Origin of the sequence: Solidesulfovibrio magneticus RS-1 (genome assembly GCF_000010665.1) — a bacterium.
Taxonomy (GTDB): Bacteria; Desulfobacterota; Desulfovibrionia; order Desulfovibrionales; family Desulfovibrionaceae; genus Solidesulfovibrio; species Solidesulfovibrio magneticus.
The window spans coordinates 2,619,874-2,636,458 of sequence record NC_012796.1 but is presented as its reverse complement, the minus strand read 5'-3'; the positions used below and the strand labels follow the sequence as shown (position 1 = coordinate 2,636,458).

General features: G+C 61.9%; 18 protein-coding genes. 12 read left to right on the top strand and 6 right to left on the bottom strand.

Annotation, left to right across the window (positions count from 1 at the left end; genetic code table 11):
* Complete coding sequence (locus DMR_RS25045; protein WP_015861024.1) at positions 1 to 174, bottom strand: hypothetical protein; 174 nt, start codon at positions 172 to 174, stop codon at positions 1 to 3.
* Complete coding sequence (locus DMR_RS11230; RefSeq protein WP_015861023.1) at positions 171 to 755, bottom strand: hypothetical protein; 585 nt, start codon at positions 753 to 755, stop codon at positions 171 to 173. Before DMR_RS11230 ends, DMR_RS25045 begins: the two co-directional genes overlap by 4 nt.
* A 256-nt stretch (positions 756 to 1,011) precedes the next feature.
* Between DMR_RS11230 and DMR_RS11225 the strand changes: the two genes are divergently transcribed.
* From DMR_RS11225 to DMR_RS11175, 11 genes are all read left to right on the top strand, one after another.
* Positions 1,012 to 2,121, top strand: a complete 1,110-nt coding sequence (locus DMR_RS11225) for a sensor histidine kinase (RefSeq protein ID WP_043600542.1) — start codon at positions 1,012 to 1,014, stop codon at positions 2,119 to 2,121.
* Complete coding sequence (locus DMR_RS11220; RefSeq protein ID WP_015861021.1) at positions 2,118 to 2,798, top strand: response regulator; 681 nt, start codon at positions 2,118 to 2,120, stop codon at positions 2,796 to 2,798. The genes DMR_RS11225 and DMR_RS11220 overlap by 4 nt, the downstream gene beginning before the upstream one ends.
* A gap of 89 nt (positions 2,799 to 2,887) precedes the next feature.
* Complete coding sequence (locus DMR_RS11215; protein WP_015861020.1) at positions 2,888 to 3,802, top strand: ADP-ribosylglycohydrolase family protein; 915 nt, start codon at positions 2,888 to 2,890, stop codon at positions 3,800 to 3,802.
* Positions 3,803 to 4,051: 249 nt separating this feature from the next.
* Positions 4,052 to 4,357 (top strand): hypothetical protein, encoded by a 306-nt coding sequence (locus DMR_RS11210; protein ID WP_015861019.1) that lies wholly within the window; start codon positions 4,052 to 4,054, stop codon positions 4,355 to 4,357.
* Between the two features lie 335 nt (positions 4,358 to 4,692).
* Positions 4,693 to 4,896, top strand: a complete 204-nt coding sequence (locus DMR_RS11205) for a hypothetical protein (RefSeq protein WP_015861018.1) — start codon at positions 4,693 to 4,695, stop codon at positions 4,894 to 4,896.
* A 42-nt stretch (positions 4,897 to 4,938) separates the two neighbouring features.
* Positions 4,939 to 6,048: an acyltransferase family protein gene (locus DMR_RS11200; RefSeq protein WP_015861017.1), complete on the top strand. Its 1,110-nt coding sequence runs from the start codon at positions 4,939 to 4,941 to the stop codon at positions 6,046 to 6,048.
* A gap of 273 nt (positions 6,049 to 6,321) precedes the next feature.
* Positions 6,322 to 6,690, top strand: a complete 369-nt coding sequence (locus tag DMR_RS11195; protein WP_015861016.1) for a response regulator — start codon at positions 6,322 to 6,324, stop codon at positions 6,688 to 6,690.
* Between the two features lie 117 nt (positions 6,691 to 6,807).
* Entirely contained in the window at positions 6,808 to 7,569 is a 762-nt protein-coding gene (locus DMR_RS11190) for an ABC transporter ATP-binding protein (RefSeq protein ID WP_006918552.1), read from the top strand.
* Positions 7,570 to 7,691: 122 nt separating this feature from the next.
* Positions 7,692 to 8,849, top strand: coding sequence for a SufB/SufD family protein (locus DMR_RS11185; RefSeq protein WP_043600540.1), 1,158 nt, complete (start codon positions 7,692 to 7,694; stop codon positions 8,847 to 8,849).
* Between the two features lie 251 nt (positions 8,850 to 9,100).
* Positions 9,101 to 9,670: a DUF2087 domain-containing protein gene (locus DMR_RS11180; RefSeq protein WP_015861014.1), complete on the top strand. Its 570-nt coding sequence runs from the start codon at positions 9,101 to 9,103 to the stop codon at positions 9,668 to 9,670.
* Entirely contained in the window at positions 9,667 to 10,530 is an 864-nt protein-coding gene (locus tag DMR_RS11175; RefSeq protein ID WP_015861013.1) for an alpha/beta fold hydrolase, read from the top strand. The genes DMR_RS11180 and DMR_RS11175 overlap by 4 nt, the downstream gene beginning before the upstream one ends.
* A gap of 126 nt (positions 10,531 to 10,656) precedes the next feature.
* Here the strand turns inward: DMR_RS11175 and DMR_RS11170 are convergent, their stop codons facing one another.
* From DMR_RS11170 to yedF, 3 genes are all read right to left on the bottom strand, one after another.
* Positions 10,657 to 11,625, bottom strand: coding sequence for a pseudouridine synthase (locus DMR_RS11170; RefSeq protein ID WP_015861012.1), 969 nt, complete (start codon positions 11,623 to 11,625; stop codon positions 10,657 to 10,659).
* Between the two features lie 4 nt (positions 11,626 to 11,629).
* Positions 11,630 to 12,766 (bottom strand): sensor histidine kinase, encoded by a 1,137-nt coding sequence (locus DMR_RS11165; protein ID WP_015861011.1) that lies wholly within the window; start codon positions 12,764 to 12,766, stop codon positions 11,630 to 11,632.
* Between the two features lie 119 nt (positions 12,767 to 12,885).
* Positions 12,886 to 13,491, bottom strand: coding sequence for a sulfurtransferase-like selenium metabolism protein YedF (gene yedF, locus DMR_RS11160; protein ID WP_015861010.1), 606 nt, complete (start codon positions 13,489 to 13,491; stop codon positions 12,886 to 12,888).
* A gap of 165 nt (positions 13,492 to 13,656) precedes the next feature.
* On the opposite strand from yedF, the gene DMR_RS23345 reads away from it, so the two are divergent.
* The gene (locus DMR_RS23345) at positions 13,657 to 15,246 is read left to right on the top strand and encodes an ATP-binding protein (protein ID WP_081429671.1); all 1,590 of its coding nucleotides are present in this window, start codon (positions 13,657 to 13,659) and stop codon (positions 15,244 to 15,246) included.
* Here the strand turns inward: DMR_RS23345 and DMR_RS11155 are convergent.
* Positions 15,168 to 16,523, bottom strand: a complete 1,356-nt coding sequence (locus DMR_RS11155) for a transposase (RefSeq protein ID WP_015861008.1) — start codon at positions 16,521 to 16,523, stop codon at positions 15,168 to 15,170. The genes DMR_RS23345 and DMR_RS11155 overlap by 79 nt on opposite strands.
* Between the last annotated feature and the right edge of the window lie 62 nt (positions 16,524 to 16,585).

Below are 16,585 nucleotides of genomic sequence, written 5' to 3'. Positions count from 1 at the left end.
CTACATCCACTTGGTCTTGTCGAACACCCCGCGCTGGACGATCTCGCGGGTCTTGTAGCCATCGAAATCGAAATCGCCGGGCAGATGGCCCGGGTGGCGACGCGATCCCCGGCCAAGGCCGCTTAGAATGACCAAGGCCGCCACGGCCAGCAGACACCAGGCCAGCACGGTCATGGCTGACCTCCTTGCGCCCCAAGGCTGGCGCGCCCCTTGGCCGCGCCCCGGTCAAAGGCTTGGCGCATGGCCACACAACCCTGTCCCAGCCCGTTGATGGCGATTTCCGGCCGGCCTTCGAGTCGTGCCGTGACCCTGCCAAAGCTTTCCAGCACGGCCGCGACGCCAAGAGAGGCCTCGGCCACGGTGGGGCCGATGACCACGTCCAGGCGCGCCGGACCCCGTTCCAGGGCTTCCAGCAGACAGTCGCCGAGATTGGCCGCTCCGGCCTCACCCAGCGTTCCCTCCACGCTCACGCGGCACATGTCGTCGTCTGGGGCCAGCAGACGTACGGCGCTGCCCTCGGACGGGGCCAGGTAGATGTCGAGATCCTCCTGCCCGGCCTCGGGCAAACGGGCCGAAATGCGCCAGCGGCCAGGGCCAAGCCGGGTCACGGACAGGCCCGGCGCAGTGTTGGCGCGCCTTGGAGCGAAGTTGCGCTCCCGGTGCTGGTCAAGGGGCTTGTCGGACTCCATTTCGGGCAATGGGGCGCATGGACGCGGCGAGAGCGCCGCGTCGTTTGTCAGGGCGTGATACGCCATGCCAACCTCCTCCCGGCGAACCGGCTTGGCGGCATCCTATGTCGGCCGGTCGGCGGCGAAATCGGACGTTGTCCCAATTTTTGGCGGGAATTTGATCCGGTATTTCGGGAGAGCAACCCGAAAAACCGGGAGAGGTTCCCGAGGGGGCGGGAGCTGGGCTGACAAGGCCGAGGGAAAGGGCTATGCCGGGCAGGGTGAACTTGCCCGCGACAGGTCGTGTCAGGCAAGGTCGCCACATCGCCAATCCGAAACAGCCATGCACGCCAACGCCACGCCCACCCCCGACGTCGCTGAACACGCCAGGACCCTGGCCGCCCTGCGGGAACGGGTCAAGGAACTCGACTGCCTCTACGAGATCACCCGGCTTTCCCAGCGCCAGGAACTGGCCCTTGCCGGCATCCTGGCCGGAGCGTGTTCCGTGGCCGCCCGGGCTTGGCAGTACCCCGAGACCGCTTGCGTGCGCCTAAGCCTTGGCGGCCAGACCTTCGCCACGCCCAACTGGCGGCGTCCGGTGGCCCGGCAGGAAAGCGCCATAGTCATCGGCGGCGAGACCGTGGGGCGCATCGAAGTCGGCTATCTGGACAAGCGCCCGCCGGCCGACGAAGGGCCCTTTTTGCGCGAGGAACGCCATCTCCTTGATGCCCTGGCCGAACATCTCGGCCGCATCATCGCCTCGCGCCGGGCCGAGGAACGGCTGCGCCGGCTCTCCCAGGAACTCATCAAGGCCCAGGAGACCGAACGCCAGCGCATCGCCCGGGAACTCCACGACGACGTGGGGCAGCACCTGTCCCTGGCCCGCATGGGCCTGGAGCGGCTGCTCGCCGCCAAGGAGCCGCTGCCGGACGCGGACTCGGGGGAGGTGCTGCGCGACAGTTCGGCCCGGCTGGGCGCGGCCATCGCCAGCCTGCGCAACCTGGCCGGCGACCTGCTGCCGCCGGTCCTGGACCGGCTGGGACTGGCCGAGGCCGCCGCCGCCCTTTGTCGCGACACCGCCGCCCGGACAGGACTAACCGTAGATTTTTCCGCCGATGGCCTGGAGCGTCTGGCCGTGGGCTTCGACACCTCCCTGGCCGTCTACCGGGTGCTCCAGGAAGCCCTGGCCAACGCCTGCCGCCATGGACGGGGGACGCGCATCGTGGCCCGCCTGGTCGCCTCCCATCCGCTGCTGCTCCTGCGGGTCGCCGACGACGGCCAGGGCTTTGATCCCGAGGCCCGGTTGCCCGAGGCGCTGTGCGAAAAGCGCATGGGCCTTTGGAGCATGGGCGAGCGCGTGCGCCTGCTTGGCGGTCGGCTGACCATCCGCTCCCGGCCGGGGCACGGCACCCGCATCAAGGCCGAGATTCCCCTGACCGAGGAAGGCTCATGAGCACGAAACGGACGCGTATCGCCATTGCCGACGACCACGGTCTGATGCGCCAGGGGTTGGCCGCCATATTGGCTGCCGATCCCCGGTTCGAGGTGGTCGGCGAGGCGGCCGACGCAGCCGGCGCGGTTGGCCTGGCCCGCGATCTTGCCCCGGACGTGCTGCTTCTGGACGTGGGTCTGGCCGGCGGCAGCGGAGTGGATGTGGCCGGCCGCGTGGCCGGATTGGCCCCGGAGTGCCGGGTGGTGATGGTCACCATGCACGCCCGCCTGGATCTGGTGGCCGCCTGTTTTCGGGCCGGAGCCATGGGCTACGTGGTCAAGGATTCCGCCGCCACGAGCCTGGTCGCGGCCATTGAGGCGGTGCTTCGCGGCGAGCGGTATCTTGACGCGGCCATCACGCCCCAGGTGCTCCTGCGCCTGGACGAATACGCCGCCCGCAAGACCGGCCCCCGGGACCCGGCTTACGACAGTCTCACCCGCCGCGAACAGCAGATCCTGCGGCTTTTAGCCGAAGGCCGGTCCGTAGCCGCCATTGCGACCGAGTTGTTTATTTCCAAAAAGACCGTGGAAAACCACCGGGCCAACATCTGCGGCAAGTTGGGGCTGGCCAACCTGGCTGAGCTTGTGCGCTATGCCGCCCGCTTGGGGATTGTCGATCTTGACGACGATTTGTCGTGATCTGGCCGAATAGCCCGAAGTCTGGCCGGAAAAGCCCTTGGTTCTTTCAGAGCGATGCGGTAGGGTATGGTAAACCCGGGGGAGAGGCCATGTCTGACAATGCACGCGCCATGGTTTGGGCTTCGTTTATGGGCGACGCTTTGGCCCTGGGGCCGCACTGGGAGTACGACACCGTGGCCCTGGCCGACCGGTTCGGCCAGATTGCCGGTTATGTCGATCCGCCGGCCGACGGTTATCATGGCGGCAAGAAAGCCGGCGAGCTGACCCATTACGGCGACCAGACCCTGGCGCTGCTCGACTCCCTGGCCGCTTGCGGCGGGTTTGACCTGGACGACTTCGCCATACGCTGGCGAAAGCTCTTTGCCGGCTACGCCGGCTATGTGGACGGCGCCACCCGCATGACGCTCAAGATTTTCGATTTCGGCGAAGGTCCAGCCAATTCCGGGTCCAATTCCAACGACCTGGCCGGTGCGGCCCGCATCGCCCCTCTGGTCTTCGCCCTGGCTCACGATCTGCCCGCCCTGGTGGACGCCGCCCGTAGCCAGGCCAAAATGACCCATAACCACGCACGGGTCATCGAGGCGGCGGAATTCTTCGCCCGGGCCGCCCGGGCCGTGCTTGGCGGCAAGACGCCGGTGGACGCCCTGCGTTTGGCCGCCGAGGCCGGCTACGCCAGCGCTCCCATCGGCCAATGGCTGGCTGCCGGCCTCAATTCCGCCGAGGACGACACCGTGGACGCCATCGCCGCCCTGGGCCAGACCTGCCATATCGACGAGGCCATGCCCGCCGTCATCCATCTCGTGGCCCGCTACCCTTATGATCTCTCCGGCTGTCTGCGTCAAAACGTCATGGCCGGCGGTGACAGCGCGGCCCGGGGGCTGCTCGCCGGGATGCTCGTCGGCGCGGCTACGGGCCGGGATGGGCTGCCCGAGCCCTGGCTGGCCGGTTTGGCCGCCAGGGAGCGTATCGAAGCCGATCTTCAGACACTGGACGTTCGTTCCTGAGGCTGGCCGCGTGCCGTGGCCGGCTGAAGTCCCGGATAGATGGATACGCACCTTGCTTCGCCCTGGCAGCCCCGGGTACGCTCGGGGCTGTTGGCGCGCCAGAGCGGCCGCCATCAGAGGCCATGCCGGAATGCTGGCCGGCATTTTACACCGCCTCGGCATTGCGCTATAGGCCAGCCATCGTGCCAAACCCGCCCGGGAGGCATCCGCGGGCGCAACCGGCGGCTTTATGCCGCCAGGGGGGAGGACATGGACACCTGCAAGGCGCATTTGCCGGAACTGGTGCAGTCGCGCATCGACGATCTGGTCAATGTCCAGGGGCTCGACGGCGAACTGGCCATTCATCTCACAGAGCTGCAAGCCAGCCTGGCCGCCCTGGAGGCCTTGGCCCGCGAGGACGCCGGCGAGGCGGCGCGGGGCTTGGTCGAGGACATGGAGCGGCTTATCGACCGCGTCCGCCGGGAGTACGTCTCCCTGGCCTACCGCCAGGGGCTGGTGGACGGGGCGGGCTTTCGCCGCATAGTCGCAGGCCAGAGCGTTGTTCCCGAAATTTGACGCTCGGTCATGTGGTCGCCAGGGCTAACCTGGCGTTCCGGGGAATCCTGTCAGTAACGCGCCGCAACCCCTCGCGGCCATTTCCTCCCGTGCTCCGGCTTGTTGCCGATCTTCCGCTCGCCGCCAAGCGCACGGCTTTCCAGGCGCGTCCTGCCTTGGGCTGGGACAGGGCAAGCGCCGGATTCGTGTTCTGTCCTCGACCTGGCGGGCCAGGTGGCCCCGTAGTTGCCATCACGGTGAAAAAAGGCAATGATGCCTTGGCGGTCGGGCGTTTGGTGGGACTATAGTCGCTGCCGGAGCCTGATTCCCAAGGCCGCAGTCGTCTGTGAGATGGTATGCCAGACAAGGACATCAAGGAAATTGCCCACTGCGTCTACATGATCGATCTCGTGCTGCGGGAGATCATGCATTCCCAAAGCATCACAAAGAAAGACTTTGCCACGCAGTGCATTATCGACAGCTTCGTGCGCATCCTGCGCGAAGAGGGCTATTCCGTGACCCCGGCACGACTGCGCAAGATGCTTGCCTACGCCCATTGATCCACGCCGCGTCCTGCGGCGTACGACCAGGAGTTCACCCCCGTGATCGAATCCGCCAAGCCGGCCTGGATGCTCGGGCCGGTTCATGACCCCATTGACCGCGACGTTTCCAAGCGCATCGAGGTGCTGCGCATCATTCTCATAGGCCTTATTGTCCTGGCCCACGGCGCGCGCGGCATCACCGTGCGCATTGCCGGCGAAACCGGCCCGTTGGCCACGCTGTTGCTCGAAGTTTTAAACGGCCATGTGGATTTTGTGGCCGTGCCGCTTTTTTTCGCCATCTCCGGTTTTCTGTTCCTGCGCAAGTTCGACCTGTCCCTGGCCGCCTACGGCGACATGTTGCGCAAGAAATTCGTCTCGGTGCTCGTGCCCTACATGCTTTTTAACGCCGGCCTGGCCGCCTGGTTCTATTTTGTCGGCAGCATCGAGATGATGGGCTCGTGGAATTTCCTGGTCGGTGAAGGGCTGTTCACCAAAACCTTTGGCCTTGGCACCACGCCCATCAACTATCCGTTGTGGTTTTTGCGCGACCTGCTCGTTGTCTTCCTGGTTTCGCCGGTCTTTCTGGTCTTTTTCAAGGAAGCTCCCGGCGTGGGCCTCATTGCCTTTTTTCTCCTCTGGACCGGCCTGTCCGAAGGGCCGTACTCCTATGCTGGCGACATGTTCGCCTTCTATCTCGGCGGGTATGTCGCCCGCCTCCGGTTGCCCCTTGCCGGCGTCTCCTGGTGGCAGCGGACGGCGTGTTGGGCTTTTGGCCTGCTGACCGTGGTGCTGGTTTGCTGGACGCCCCTGGGCTTTACCGACGAGGGCGTGCGCCAGTTTTGCTTCAAGGCCAACCTGGTTCTGGGCATCGCCGCGTTCTGGCGGGCCTCGGCCTTTACCCTCATCCACGACAGCAAGCTGCTGTCCCGCATGGGCCGGCACAGCTTTTTCGTCTACCTGGCCCATGAGCCGACCATGTCCGTGCTGCAAACGAAGCTCCTGGCCGTCTGGCGGCCGGCCGGCGACTTGCAACAGGTGGTCTTCTATTTCGGCAGCGGGTTGGCCGTCATCTTCGGACTTTGGCTTGTGGCCGAGGCGCTCTCCAAGCTTGTTCCCCGCCTCTACGGCTTTGCCGTGGGCGCTCGGGCGGTTCCGCCCCGCCGTGCCTGAACGGCTGCTGACGGCTTTGGCCGGCATGGGAGAAACGCCGGGCTGCGTTGCTCGGCAGCGCGGCAAGGTGGCGCGCTTAAGGGCAGGGCTTGCCTGGGCCACGGGAAACCTGATAAAAAGGGTTAAATGATTTTCCTGCTTTGTCGTAAAGCAGGATTATTTTCCACCCAAAACGGTCGTGCCTGGCATAAATATTCATGAATTCAGCTGATTGCTGGATGGTCTAAAACGGCATGTTTCCTGCTCCGACTTAGCAGGGAGGAACGGCAATTTATGTTGCGTATTTTGCTTGCCGAAGACGACGTCAATCACGCTACCCTGGCCTGTCAGACCCTGGAAGACGAAGGCCACCGCATCACCCTGGCCGACAATGGCAAAAGCGCCCTGGAAGCGGTGGTCCGGGAACGCTTCGATTTGGTGCTTCTGGACATGCGCCTGCCCGAAATCGACGGCCGCGAGTTCATCGGCCGGGTGCGCATGGCCGACGGGTCCGTCAAGTCCATTCCCATCGTGGTGCTGACCGGCTACGGCGTGCGCCAGCATATCGATTTCTTCAAACGCCACGGCGTACGCCACTATCTGGCCAAGCCCTACGACTGCGACGAACTGGCGGCCATCATCCGCGCCTACGACACCCACTGATTCCTCGCCCGCCTGCCGGCTGGAACCCTTTCCGACTCCAAGAGTGGACTTTGCCGGGGTTTTTCCGTAGACCCCAGGCGGAGCAACGCCCAATAAGGCGCAAAAAGCGAGGGAATCATGCTTCGCATCGAAGACTTGCACGTCAAAATCGGCGAACGCGAGGTGCTTTCCGGCATCAACCTGCACATTGCCGACAACGAAACCTTCATCCTGTTTGGCCCCAACGGCTCGGGCAAGACCACCTTGCTCATGACGCTCATGGGCTTTGGCAACTACGAAATCACCAAGGGGCGCATCCTCTTTCGCGGCCATGACATCACCCACGCCCCCATTTACGAGCGGGCGCGGCTGGGCGTGGGCATGTCGTTCCAGCGCCCGCCCACCATCCATGGCTTAAAGACCCGCCATCTGGTGCGCATGTGCGCCAGGCAGGGCGAGATCGACGTGGACGCGCTGGCGCGCAAGGTCAACATGGACGAGTTCCTGGAGCGCGACGTCAACGCCGGTTTCTCTGGTGGCGAGATCAAGCGCTCGGAACTGCTCCAGCTTATGGCCCAAAAGCCCTATCTGCTCCTTTTCGACGAGCCGGAATCCGGCGTCGACCTGGAAAACATGAAACTCATCGGCCATACCGTGCGCGAAGTCTTGACCGCCGGTCTGGAACCTCGGGCCGGGGCCAGCATGAAGCAGCAGCGGGCGCTGCGGCGTCCGGTCTCGGGGCTGATCATCACCCACACCGGCTACATCCTCGAATATTTGAACGCCGACCGGGGGCAGGTGCTGTATAACGGCCATCTGTGCTGCGAGGCCAATCCCCGCGACATCCTGGACCACATCAGCCAGCATGGCTACCAGGAATGCGTCCGCTGTCTCAACTAGTGTCGCGTCCCTTAAAAAATACGCCAGTATTTTTTAAGAAAAATTAAGGGTTTTAGTTTGTTGGCAGCGAAGCGCCCGAGGCGCGTTTCGTGGCCGCGACACGAGCCCAAGGAAGCCATGCCATGGAAAAGATCGAACTCAAGGATTTCCGGTTTTCCGGCTCGACCCTTGGTGAAATCGCTGATCTGCGCACTCTCGATGCCGCCGACAAGGCCGAGATGCTCATGTCCGGCATCGACGTGGAAGAGCGTGAGCGCGCCGGCTCCTATCTTCAGGTGGACCACGGCCGGGTGCATTGCAAAAGCCTGCAAAAGGGCGTGGAAGTCCTGGACATCAAGGACGCTCTGGCCAAGTACGACGGCCTGCCGCAATATTACTGGACCCAGGTGGACAAGGACAAGGACGAGTTCACCCGGTCGGCGGCCGAGAATCTCCACGGAGGCTACTTCGTGCGCACCGAAAAGGGCGCCAAGGTGGCCGAGCCGGTGCAGTCGTGCCTGTTCCTCAAAGGCGACATGATCGGCCAGAACGTCCACAACGTCATCATCGTCGAGGACGATTCCGAGCTGCACATCATCACCGGCTGCTCGGTGGCCCACGGCTCCAAGGGCGCTGCTCACCTGGGCATCACCGAGATCTTCGTCGGTAAGAACGCCAAGCTCACCTTCACCATGATCCACAACTGGGCCGAGTCCACGGTGGTGCGGCCGCGTACCGGCGGCACGGTGGAAGAGGGCGGCGTCTTCATCAACAACTACGTGCTGTTAAAACCCGTCAAGGATCTCCAATCCTATCCGGTCATCCGCTTGAACGGCCAAGGGGCGGTGGCGCGGTTTAACTCCGTCATCGTCGCGCCCAAAGGGTCCCACGTGGACACCGGCAGCCGCATCGAACTCAACGCCCCGGACACCAAGGGCGAGATCATCTCCCGCACCATCGCCTCGGGCGGCACCATCATCGCCCGTGGCTTTATTGGCGGCAATTCCGTGCCGGCCAAGGGCCACCTGGAGTGCAAGGGGCTTATCCTCGGCGGCGGCGTCATCCACGCCATCCCGGAACTGCTGGGTTCGGTGGACGGCGTGGAGCTGTCCCACGAGGCGGCGGTGGGCAAGATCGCCCAGGAAGAGATCGAATACCTGATGGCCCGGGGACTCGACGAGGAGGAGGCCACCTCCACCATCGTCCGGGGTTTCCTCAACGTGGACATCATGGGCTTGCCCAAGGAATTGCAGGACGTCATCGAGGCCACCATCAGCGAATCCGAAAAGGACATGTTCTAAACCGGGTTCGTCCATACGCACGCAAACCGCCGCGACCGGACCGGTCGCGGCGGTTTTTTGCTTGCCAAGGCCGGGCCGGCTGTCGTAAGCCCCGAACCGGTCGGCAGTTCACCCAGGCGTCGCCGCCCCGCAAGGGGTGCTAAACCTGCCAACGCATCCATTCCGCACCGACACCTTATCCCGTGCCGCGTCGGAAGACGGCGACCACCGACATCCTCCTTCCCGGACAGGCACGCTTGCAAGGATAAGCGATGTCACGCGAACGTATTCCTTTTTCCGTGGACGACATTTCCGCCCTGGCCAAGGCAGTGCGCGGCAATCTTCCTGATGCTGAGGCTACGCCCGGCCATGTCGAGATGCTCAACATCCTGGCCCGGGCCGCCGGCTGCCGCAATTTCCAGCACTTCCGGGCCAACGCCAAGGCGCAAGCCCGCCTTGACGCGCCTGCCGCCCCGGCCGCGCCGCCGCAGCCCGTGGATTACGCCCGGCTGCGCCGGCTCCTGCGTCATTTCGACGCCGACGGCCGCTTGGTGCGCTGGCCCTCCAAGTGGAGCGAACAGCAAGTGATCTTGTGGTTGCTCTGGTCGCGCTTGCCGGCCCGGCAGATCATGACGGAAAAGATGGTTAACGCCTGCCTGGAGGCCGGCCACACCTTTGGCGACGCCGCGCTGCTGCGCCGGATGCTGTGCGACGGCGGCCTTCTGGCCCGAACCCCGGATTGCCGGGAGTACCGGCGGGTGGAAGTCCGGCCCGAGGCCACCGGCCGGGAACTCATTCGCCGCCTGGGACGGCCGGGAGAAGCCGGGGAGACGCCGCGATGAACGCCGGATCGACCCCCTGTCGCGTCGAGACGTCCCTGGGGCCGGTGGAGTACGCCGCTTACGGCGACGGTCCACCGCTGTTGTGTCTGCACGGAGCCATGGGCGGCCATGACCAAAGCACGATCTTGGGCCGGCTGCTGGCCCCCGAGGGTTGGCGCGTCCTGGCCGTGTCGCGTCCGGGCTACCTGGGCACACCCCTCGGCGGCCGGGAGGCCCCCGAGACCCAGGCCGACCTGTGCGCCGCGCTCCTGGAGCATCTGGACGTCGGGCCGGCGGCGGTCATGGCCGTCTCGGGCGGCGGCCCTTGCGCCGTGCATCTGGCGCTTGGCCATCCGCGCCTGACGCGCGGTTTGGTGCTGGTTTCCACCTGCTCCGGGCGCATCACGGAACGCTTGCCCCTGGCTTGGCATATGCTGCGTCTGGCGGCCCGGTTCCCCCGACTTGGGGCGATGTTGCGACCCAAAGCCGCCTCTCCCGAACAAGCGGTCAAGCGCGGCTTTGGCGATCCGGCCTCGCGCCGGGCCGTCATGAACGATCCCGAGGCCTTGGCCCTTTTCGCGGAACTCTCGGCCCAGACACGGTCCCGTCTGGGAGAGCGGCTGGCCGGGACCGTCAACGACGTGGCCGTGACCCGCAGCCGCGACTATCCCCTGGAGGACGTCGCCGTGCCGACCCTGGTCGTCCACGGCACGGCCGATCCCCACGTGGCCTTTGCCGCTCACGGCAAGCAACTGGCCGAGCGCATCCCCGGGGCGCGTCTGGCCGCTCTGAACGGCGGCGAACACGCCGCCATCTTCAGCCACAGAGGGCAGGCCCAGCAGGCCGTGGCCGCCTTCCTGTCCGGCTTGCCCGATGCTTGAGGCCGGCCAATCCATGGCGCGCGTTCGGCCGTTGCCGATAACGCAAAAACCCGCCCGGGCTTGAAGCTCGGGCGGGTTTTTTATGCATGGTCGCCAGGCTTCTTCGACAAAACCGTGGCGTGGAAATTACGAAGATTGGCCGCGACGTCGGGCAGGGCGGTCGCGGCGCGGCGCAGACTGCCCGTCACGGCGCGGTCCTGTCTCGGTCTCGCCGCCGCTGGCCTTGGTTGCCGGCCGTTTGCCGCCGGCCTGGGGCGGACGGGCTGGACGCGGCGGGCGTTTTGTGTCGCCTTCGGCTGTCGGCCGGGGCCTGGGCGGGGCTGGTGCGACATCCGCATCGTCCAAACCCACCGACTGGCGCAGGGTGGCCAGTTCGGCCGGCGTCAGTTCGCGGCAGGCCCCGAGCGGCAAGTCGCCCAGCGCCACCGGCCCCTGGCTGACCCGGGCCAGACGCAGCACGGTCAGGCCCAAATCGCGGCACATGCGCCGGATCTGGCGATTGACGCCTTGATGCAGCTCCATTTCAAGAATCGATCGGTCCTGGGCCGGCCCTTCGACCACTCGGGCGGCCACCGGAGCCAGGCGCTCGCCCTCGGCCAGACGCATGCCCCGAGCCATGGTCCCGAGCATGTCCGGCGTCACCTGGCCGCGCACGGTGACCCGGTAACGCTTGGGTACGTGCCAGCGCGGATGGGTCAGGCGCAGGGCCAGCTCGCCGTCGGTGGTGAGCAAAAGCAAACCTTCGGAAAAAAAGTCCAGCCGCCCCACCGGGAAAAGGCGCTTGCCGCGCCACACCTCGGGCAGGCCGTCAAAGACCGTGGGCCGGCCTTCGGGGTCGCTGGCCGTGGTCACCACGCCCGGCTTTTTATGCAGCGCCAGGGTTATCGGGATTTCCGGGGCCAAGTTGACCGGCGCGCCATCCACGGCCAGGGCGTCGCGGGCAGGGTCGATGCGAAGCCCGGCCTCGGTGACCACGGCCCCGTTGACCGTCACCCGTCCGGCGGCAATCAGGTCGTCGGCATGACGCCTGGAACACACCCCAGCCGAAGCCAGGGCCTTGTTGATGCGCGTGAGGCGCGAATCCGTCGCATCCATGGCGTCAGGCCGGCAGTTCGAGGGCAAAGCGCGTGCCGTCCTCGGGCGTGGAAGTGAAGCTTATCTCGCCGCCCAGGCACTGGCGGGCAAAAAGGCGCATGCTGTAGGTCCCAAGCCCACGGCCTTCGCCCTTGGTGGAGAAGCCCTTCTCGAACAGCCGCAGTTGCACCTCTTCAGGCATTGCGCCCGGGTTGGCGACCCACAGCCGCACAGCTCCCCGATCGGTTACGTCCGCGCCAAGCGTCACGGATTTTCCGGGGGCGGATGCTTCCAGGGCGTTTTTGACCATGTTGACCATGATGCGCTGGATGATGCGCAGGTCCGAGGAGAAAATTTGCGCTGCCGCCTGGGGCGCGACATCGATGCGGCGTTTGCCGCCATGGTTGAAGGATTGGCAGTAGGAAGCCAGGTACTTGAGAATGTCGATGGTATACAGGCGTGTGTAGTTGTGCCGGTATTCCTTGGCCTCGACAGCCAGAAAATCGCGCTGGGTGTCGACGATGTCCTGTAAATCGTCGATGGAGCGGCGCAGCAGTTCCAATTCTCGCAGATAGTTCTTGGGCAGTTCCAGGGAAAGCAGGTCGCTTATGCCCTTGATGCCGGTGACGGCGTTTAGGATGTCGTGGAAAAAGATGCGTTCAAAGCCCCGCAGGGCCTTTTCGTGGGCGATGTCCAACACGGAGTTGAGCACCAGCTTGTGCCCTTCGATCTCCATGGGCACAGCCCAGACCTGCAGATTGAGCGCGTCCAGGGTCGAGGCAGAAACCCGGTTGATGGCACATTCCTGGGTGCCGCTTTCGCCTTCGAGGCTTTTGACCACAGCCTGGGCCGCGCCGCAATACTGGCAAAACCGGGTGGTGCCGCAGCCGCCGATATTGTCGTCCACATGCTCGCAGCCCAGAGCCTCGCCGATGCGCTGGCCGATGACCTGGCTGGCCTCGGCTTTTCCGGCCAGGGCCAGAAACCGGGCGTTGGCGTAAACGATCTGGCGGGTGTCGTTGACGATGACTACGGCCAGCGGGACCGCTCCCAAGGTCAAAGCTGAAGGAGAGTGGGCAATATCTCGGGCAATGGCGTCGATGGCCGGCTGTTTAAGGCGTTCGGCCGGCAAGAAAAACGTGGGCAATGGCGCGTCAGCCATGGGTACATCCTGAAGTGCTGACACGCTGGCTGTCCTACTGGCGGAGCTGGGCCAGAAAGGCGTTGCTCCGCGCAAGCAAAGCGGGCCGCCGGGCAAGCGGCCCGTAGAAAGTCGGCGCGTCAGATTTGTACAATTTTATCGGCCAGATCGAGACTGGTCACCACATCGAGCATGTTGGTGGTCTGGCCGACCTCTTTCTTGTCCAAAATGCCGTAAAAGTCCAGGCAGGTGCCGCACACCAGAATGGACACGCCGGCCTGTTCCATGGCCTTGAGCTTGTCGAGAACCGGACTGCCGGCCACGGCTAGGCGCACGCCGCCGTTGACCAGGACGATGCGCCACAGGCGTTCGCCCAGCTCCGGCAGGGTGCCGACGAAATTGACCATGAGCTTGGCCCCAAGCGTGTCGTCGCCCCGACCGATGACGTCGGCGGTGATAAAAACGACGGTGCGGCTGCCGGCTTCGGCCTTGGCGGCCGGCGTGGCATCGGGCGCAGCGACGGGAGCGGCTCCCGCCGTTGCGGTCAGGACGTAGACGCCGTCTCCGGCCTCGGCCACGGTAACGGCGTAGCCGCGCATGGTCAGAAACCGGGTGACGTTTTCCCGGGCCGCTTCATTGTCCACGGTGACGGCAATGGTATCGGGGGCGTCTTTCTCGACGCATTCCTTGCAGCGAAGGACCGGTCCGGGACAGGCCAGACCACGGCAATCAAGGGAAGTTGGCATTTATTTGCTCCTTTTTTTTTAAATAGTCATAATTTGATGTATTTCAAATAGTTAAAAGCTATAGGTGGGCGCTGTCCCGATAGCTTGCTTCTATTTATAGGAAAAACAAGTTGATTTAGACTATAGTCTATATGTATGCTTGCAAAAAAATATGAGGTGATATCTATGCGACTGCACTCATTGTGTCTACGTAATTTTCGCAGAATTAAGCAAGCTACAATTCTATTTGGTGATACAACTTTTTTGATTGGTCCAAACAATGTCGGTAAAAGTACTGTCCTAGCTGCAATAGGATGTCTGCTGTCAGTGAGTGAATCTCTTTCAGAATTTGATTACAATTGTGAGGGCGAAGTTTGTGCAGAGGAAATAGTTGATAAGTGCACTGAGTGCTCTATTGAAGCGGAATTTAGGAATTTGCCAGTAGAAGCAAATAGTTGGAGAGGGTTTAAGGGACGGCTTATCCGATATGAAACAAAGAATGAAAATGATAGCGGCCTATCTGTAGTATTTAGAAAGTCTTTTTCTAAGTCTTCAAAAAGTTGCATTAGAGAGATGAAGTGTTATAGCAGAGTAAAGAAAAGTGAATTTGAGAACATAGTTAAGGCCAGGGATTTGATAGACCGTGGAATTGACTCAGAATTGGTTGAAGAATTGTTTCCAGAGTTGGATAAAAAATTATCAAAAGCACAACTCGAAAAGCTTGAAGAAATTAATGACATCTGGATTGTTGACGATTCTGGTGTGTCAGAGTGGGTTAATAATCCTGGTGGCATTCACTCGGTGGTGATTAGTAAGTTGCCTTTATATATAAAAATACCAGCTGAGCACAGCGCTGCTGCCCTTGATCAAAAATCTGGAGAATTGGCAACATTTATGAACGAATTGTTTCGAGAGATTCGGGAGGCGTCCGACAATTATGGAAAGGCCGTAAAGTATCTTGCTTTGTTGGCAGAAGAATTAAATCCAGAAGATCAGGAGTCTGAATTTAGCAGAATGATGGATGATTTGAACGGTGTTATAAATAGTGTGTTTCCTGAATCAAAATTGCATGCAACAGCAAGTTTAAATGACGCAGACAAGTCGTTGGTTCCTGTTTTTACAATTAATATGTCGAGTAACGTTAAAACGCCTGTTGCATATCAAGGGACAGGAATGATTAGGTCTGCAATATTTGCTTTGTTGAAGTTCCGTCATGAATGGATACATAAAAGAAAAGGGCTGTCTCGCCCTTTGATTATTGGATTTGAAGAACCTGAAATATATTTGCACCCGAATGCTGCAAATCAAATGCGAGATACAATATATGACCTTTCAATAGGAAGTTCTCAGATAATTTGTACATCTCATTCTCCATATATGATTGATCTTTCAAGAAAGCCATGTCAGGTGCTTAATAGAATGTCTGTTGTCGATGGTGCTGTGTGTGTTGTTCCATTTAATGTGTCTGATGCTTATTTAAATCTTGTCGACAAAGACAGAACTTATGTTAAAATGCTAATAAAAATGGATGATTACATATCAAGGGTTTTTTTTGCGAAGAAAGTTATAATTGTTGAAGGCGATACTGAGGATATTGTCCTTAGAGAAACTTTTTCACGGTTGCCAGCGGATGTAAAAGCGCGAGTATATGCAGACGTTCAGGTAGTTAACAGGCCGTTGCAAAAAGCTGTTTCCGGCTATTCTCCCCCGCAGATGATGGCGATGGGGATGATCCCGCAGCATCGTCCCTTGACCACCATGACGATGGCCAAATAGGCCATTGAGGGATGCTGGTCAGGCCAAATGAGCGCAAGCCAGGCACTGGCCCAGCCCCTGGGGGTGCCATGGCCGGTCTTGACCCGCATCAGCAGGCCGAGATTGAAACCAGCCACATGGACCAGATAGCGTTTCCGGATGTTCTCTCGTCCTCTGAGCCAGACCCGGCGCATGCCGCCGCACCGGTCCAGCGTATGCTCGAAGCTTCTTTCGACCAGTTCCGTCCGCTGTTTTCCCATGGCCTTCCCGACCATCGAGGATATCCGGATTCGGTTGTTGTACACGGCGCGTCGCGCCTCTTGGTCGCCACGCCAGGAGTTCAGACCGTTGCGTTTGGGTTCGGCGATTCTCGTCCGCCATGGTCCACCGTCCAGAACCTTGAGGACATCCCGGGAGAAATAGCCTTTATCCGCGACCAGTTCCGCAGGGTCGTCCGGGCATGGCGGTGTGGAAGTGACCCGCCGCAGACTTTCTTGAGCGGCTTTCAGCGTCGTTTGCAGAGTCGAGGTGTCCCCTTTGTCCGCTTCATGCACCTCGGCCGCCACCACCGCGCCGGTGTCCAGGTCCACCGCGTGCTCGGGCTTGTACGCCAGATGCGTTCGGCCATCCTTCATCTTGGCGATCTTCGCCTCGGGATCGACCGGTGACCGCCAGTCCTTGTTCGAAAGCGTCTTGCCGACGCGCTTGCGGTCCATGCGAGCCAGATCCTCATCTATCGGAGAGTCGATGCCGCTCTCCTTGGCCATGCGCAGGAGCATCTTGCGGTAGCTCTCACTCGTGTCCCGGCGCACGATGGTTTTGAGCGCCGCGTTGGCCTCCATGGTCGAAGCGTCCACGCCAATGCGGCCTCCAAGGACCAAGCCATCCTTGCTGAGCAGCTTGAGAACCCAGGTGAAAACCTCTTGGTGGGTCGCCAGTGGCAGACGGGACCGTGTCCGGCTGAGCGAGGAATGATCCGGCACAGACTCCTTGGGCGAAAGCTGGAGAAAATTCCGGAGGGAAAGCGAATCAGCGCAGCGCCACTCAATGCCGCGCTCGCTGTCGATGCCCTCGAAATACCCCACGAGGTGCATCCGAAAATACCGGCCAGGCGGAATGGAGGGACGCCCCTTGTCGGAATAGAAGGGCTTGCACAGCTTCTCGGCGAAACCATCGAAGCCGGCTTTCCGGAGAATCTGCTGGAGACGATCGTAAAAAGCGTGCCCACGAGACCGAGGGATCTCATCCCAGGCCAGATACATCGTCCCCTGCTGATCACCCTGACGGCCAAGCCCCATCAGATCACCTCCGGAACCCCGATGGCTGGATTCTCGGTCACTTGGCGGAGTTTTTCAACACG

Excerpts from the sequence above, each read along its gene's own strand:
- DMR_RS11220 (WP_015861021.1), top strand. The coding sequence starts at position 2,118 with ATGAGCACGAAACGGACGCGTATCGCCATTGCCGACGACCACGGTCTG.
- DMR_RS11205 (WP_015861018.1), top strand. The coding sequence starts at position 4,693 with ATGCCAGACAAGGACATCAAGGAAATTGCCCACTGCGTCTACATGATC.
- DMR_RS11175 (WP_015861013.1), top strand. The coding sequence starts at position 9,667 with ATGAACGCCGGATCGACCCCCTGTCGCGTCGAGACGTCCCTGGGGCCG.
- DMR_RS11225 (WP_043600542.1), top strand. The coding sequence starts at position 1,012 with ATGCACGCCAACGCCACGCCCACCCCCGACGTCGCTGAACACGCCAGG.
- DMR_RS11210 (WP_015861019.1), top strand. The coding sequence starts at position 4,052 with ATGGACACCTGCAAGGCGCATTTGCCGGAACTGGTGCAGTCGCGCATC.
- DMR_RS11215 (WP_015861020.1), top strand. The coding sequence starts at position 2,888 with ATGTCTGACAATGCACGCGCCATGGTTTGGGCTTCGTTTATGGGCGAC.
- DMR_RS11170 (WP_015861012.1), bottom strand. The coding sequence starts at position 11,625 with ATGGATGCGACGGATTCGCGCCTCACGCGCATCAACAAGGCCCTGGCT.
- DMR_RS11185 (WP_043600540.1), top strand. The coding sequence starts at position 7,692 with ATGGAAAAGATCGAACTCAAGGATTTCCGGTTTTCCGGCTCGACCCTT.
- DMR_RS11165 (WP_015861011.1), bottom strand. The coding sequence starts at position 12,766 with ATGGCTGACGCGCCATTGCCCACGTTTTTCTTGCCGGCCGAACGCCTT.
- DMR_RS25045 (WP_015861024.1), bottom strand. The coding sequence starts at position 174 with ATGACCGTGCTGGCCTGGTGTCTGCTGGCCGTGGCGGCCTTGGTCATT.
- DMR_RS11195 (WP_015861016.1), top strand. The coding sequence starts at position 6,322 with ATGTTGCGTATTTTGCTTGCCGAAGACGACGTCAATCACGCTACCCTG.
- DMR_RS11155 (WP_015861008.1), bottom strand. The coding sequence starts at position 16,523 with ATGGGGCTTGGCCGTCAGGGTGATCAGCAGGGGACGATGTATCTGGCC.
- yedF (WP_015861010.1), bottom strand. The coding sequence starts at position 13,491 with ATGCCAACTTCCCTTGATTGCCGTGGTCTGGCCTGTCCCGGACCGGTC.
- DMR_RS11190 (WP_006918552.1), top strand. The coding sequence starts at position 6,808 with ATGCTTCGCATCGAAGACTTGCACGTCAAAATCGGCGAACGCGAGGTG.
- DMR_RS11180 (WP_015861014.1), top strand. The coding sequence starts at position 9,101 with ATGTCACGCGAACGTATTCCTTTTTCCGTGGACGACATTTCCGCCCTG.
- DMR_RS23345 (WP_081429671.1), top strand. The coding sequence starts at position 13,657 with ATGCGACTGCACTCATTGTGTCTACGTAATTTTCGCAGAATTAAGCAA.
- DMR_RS11230 (WP_015861023.1), bottom strand. The coding sequence starts at position 755 with ATGGCGTATCACGCCCTGACAAACGACGCGGCGCTCTCGCCGCGTCCA.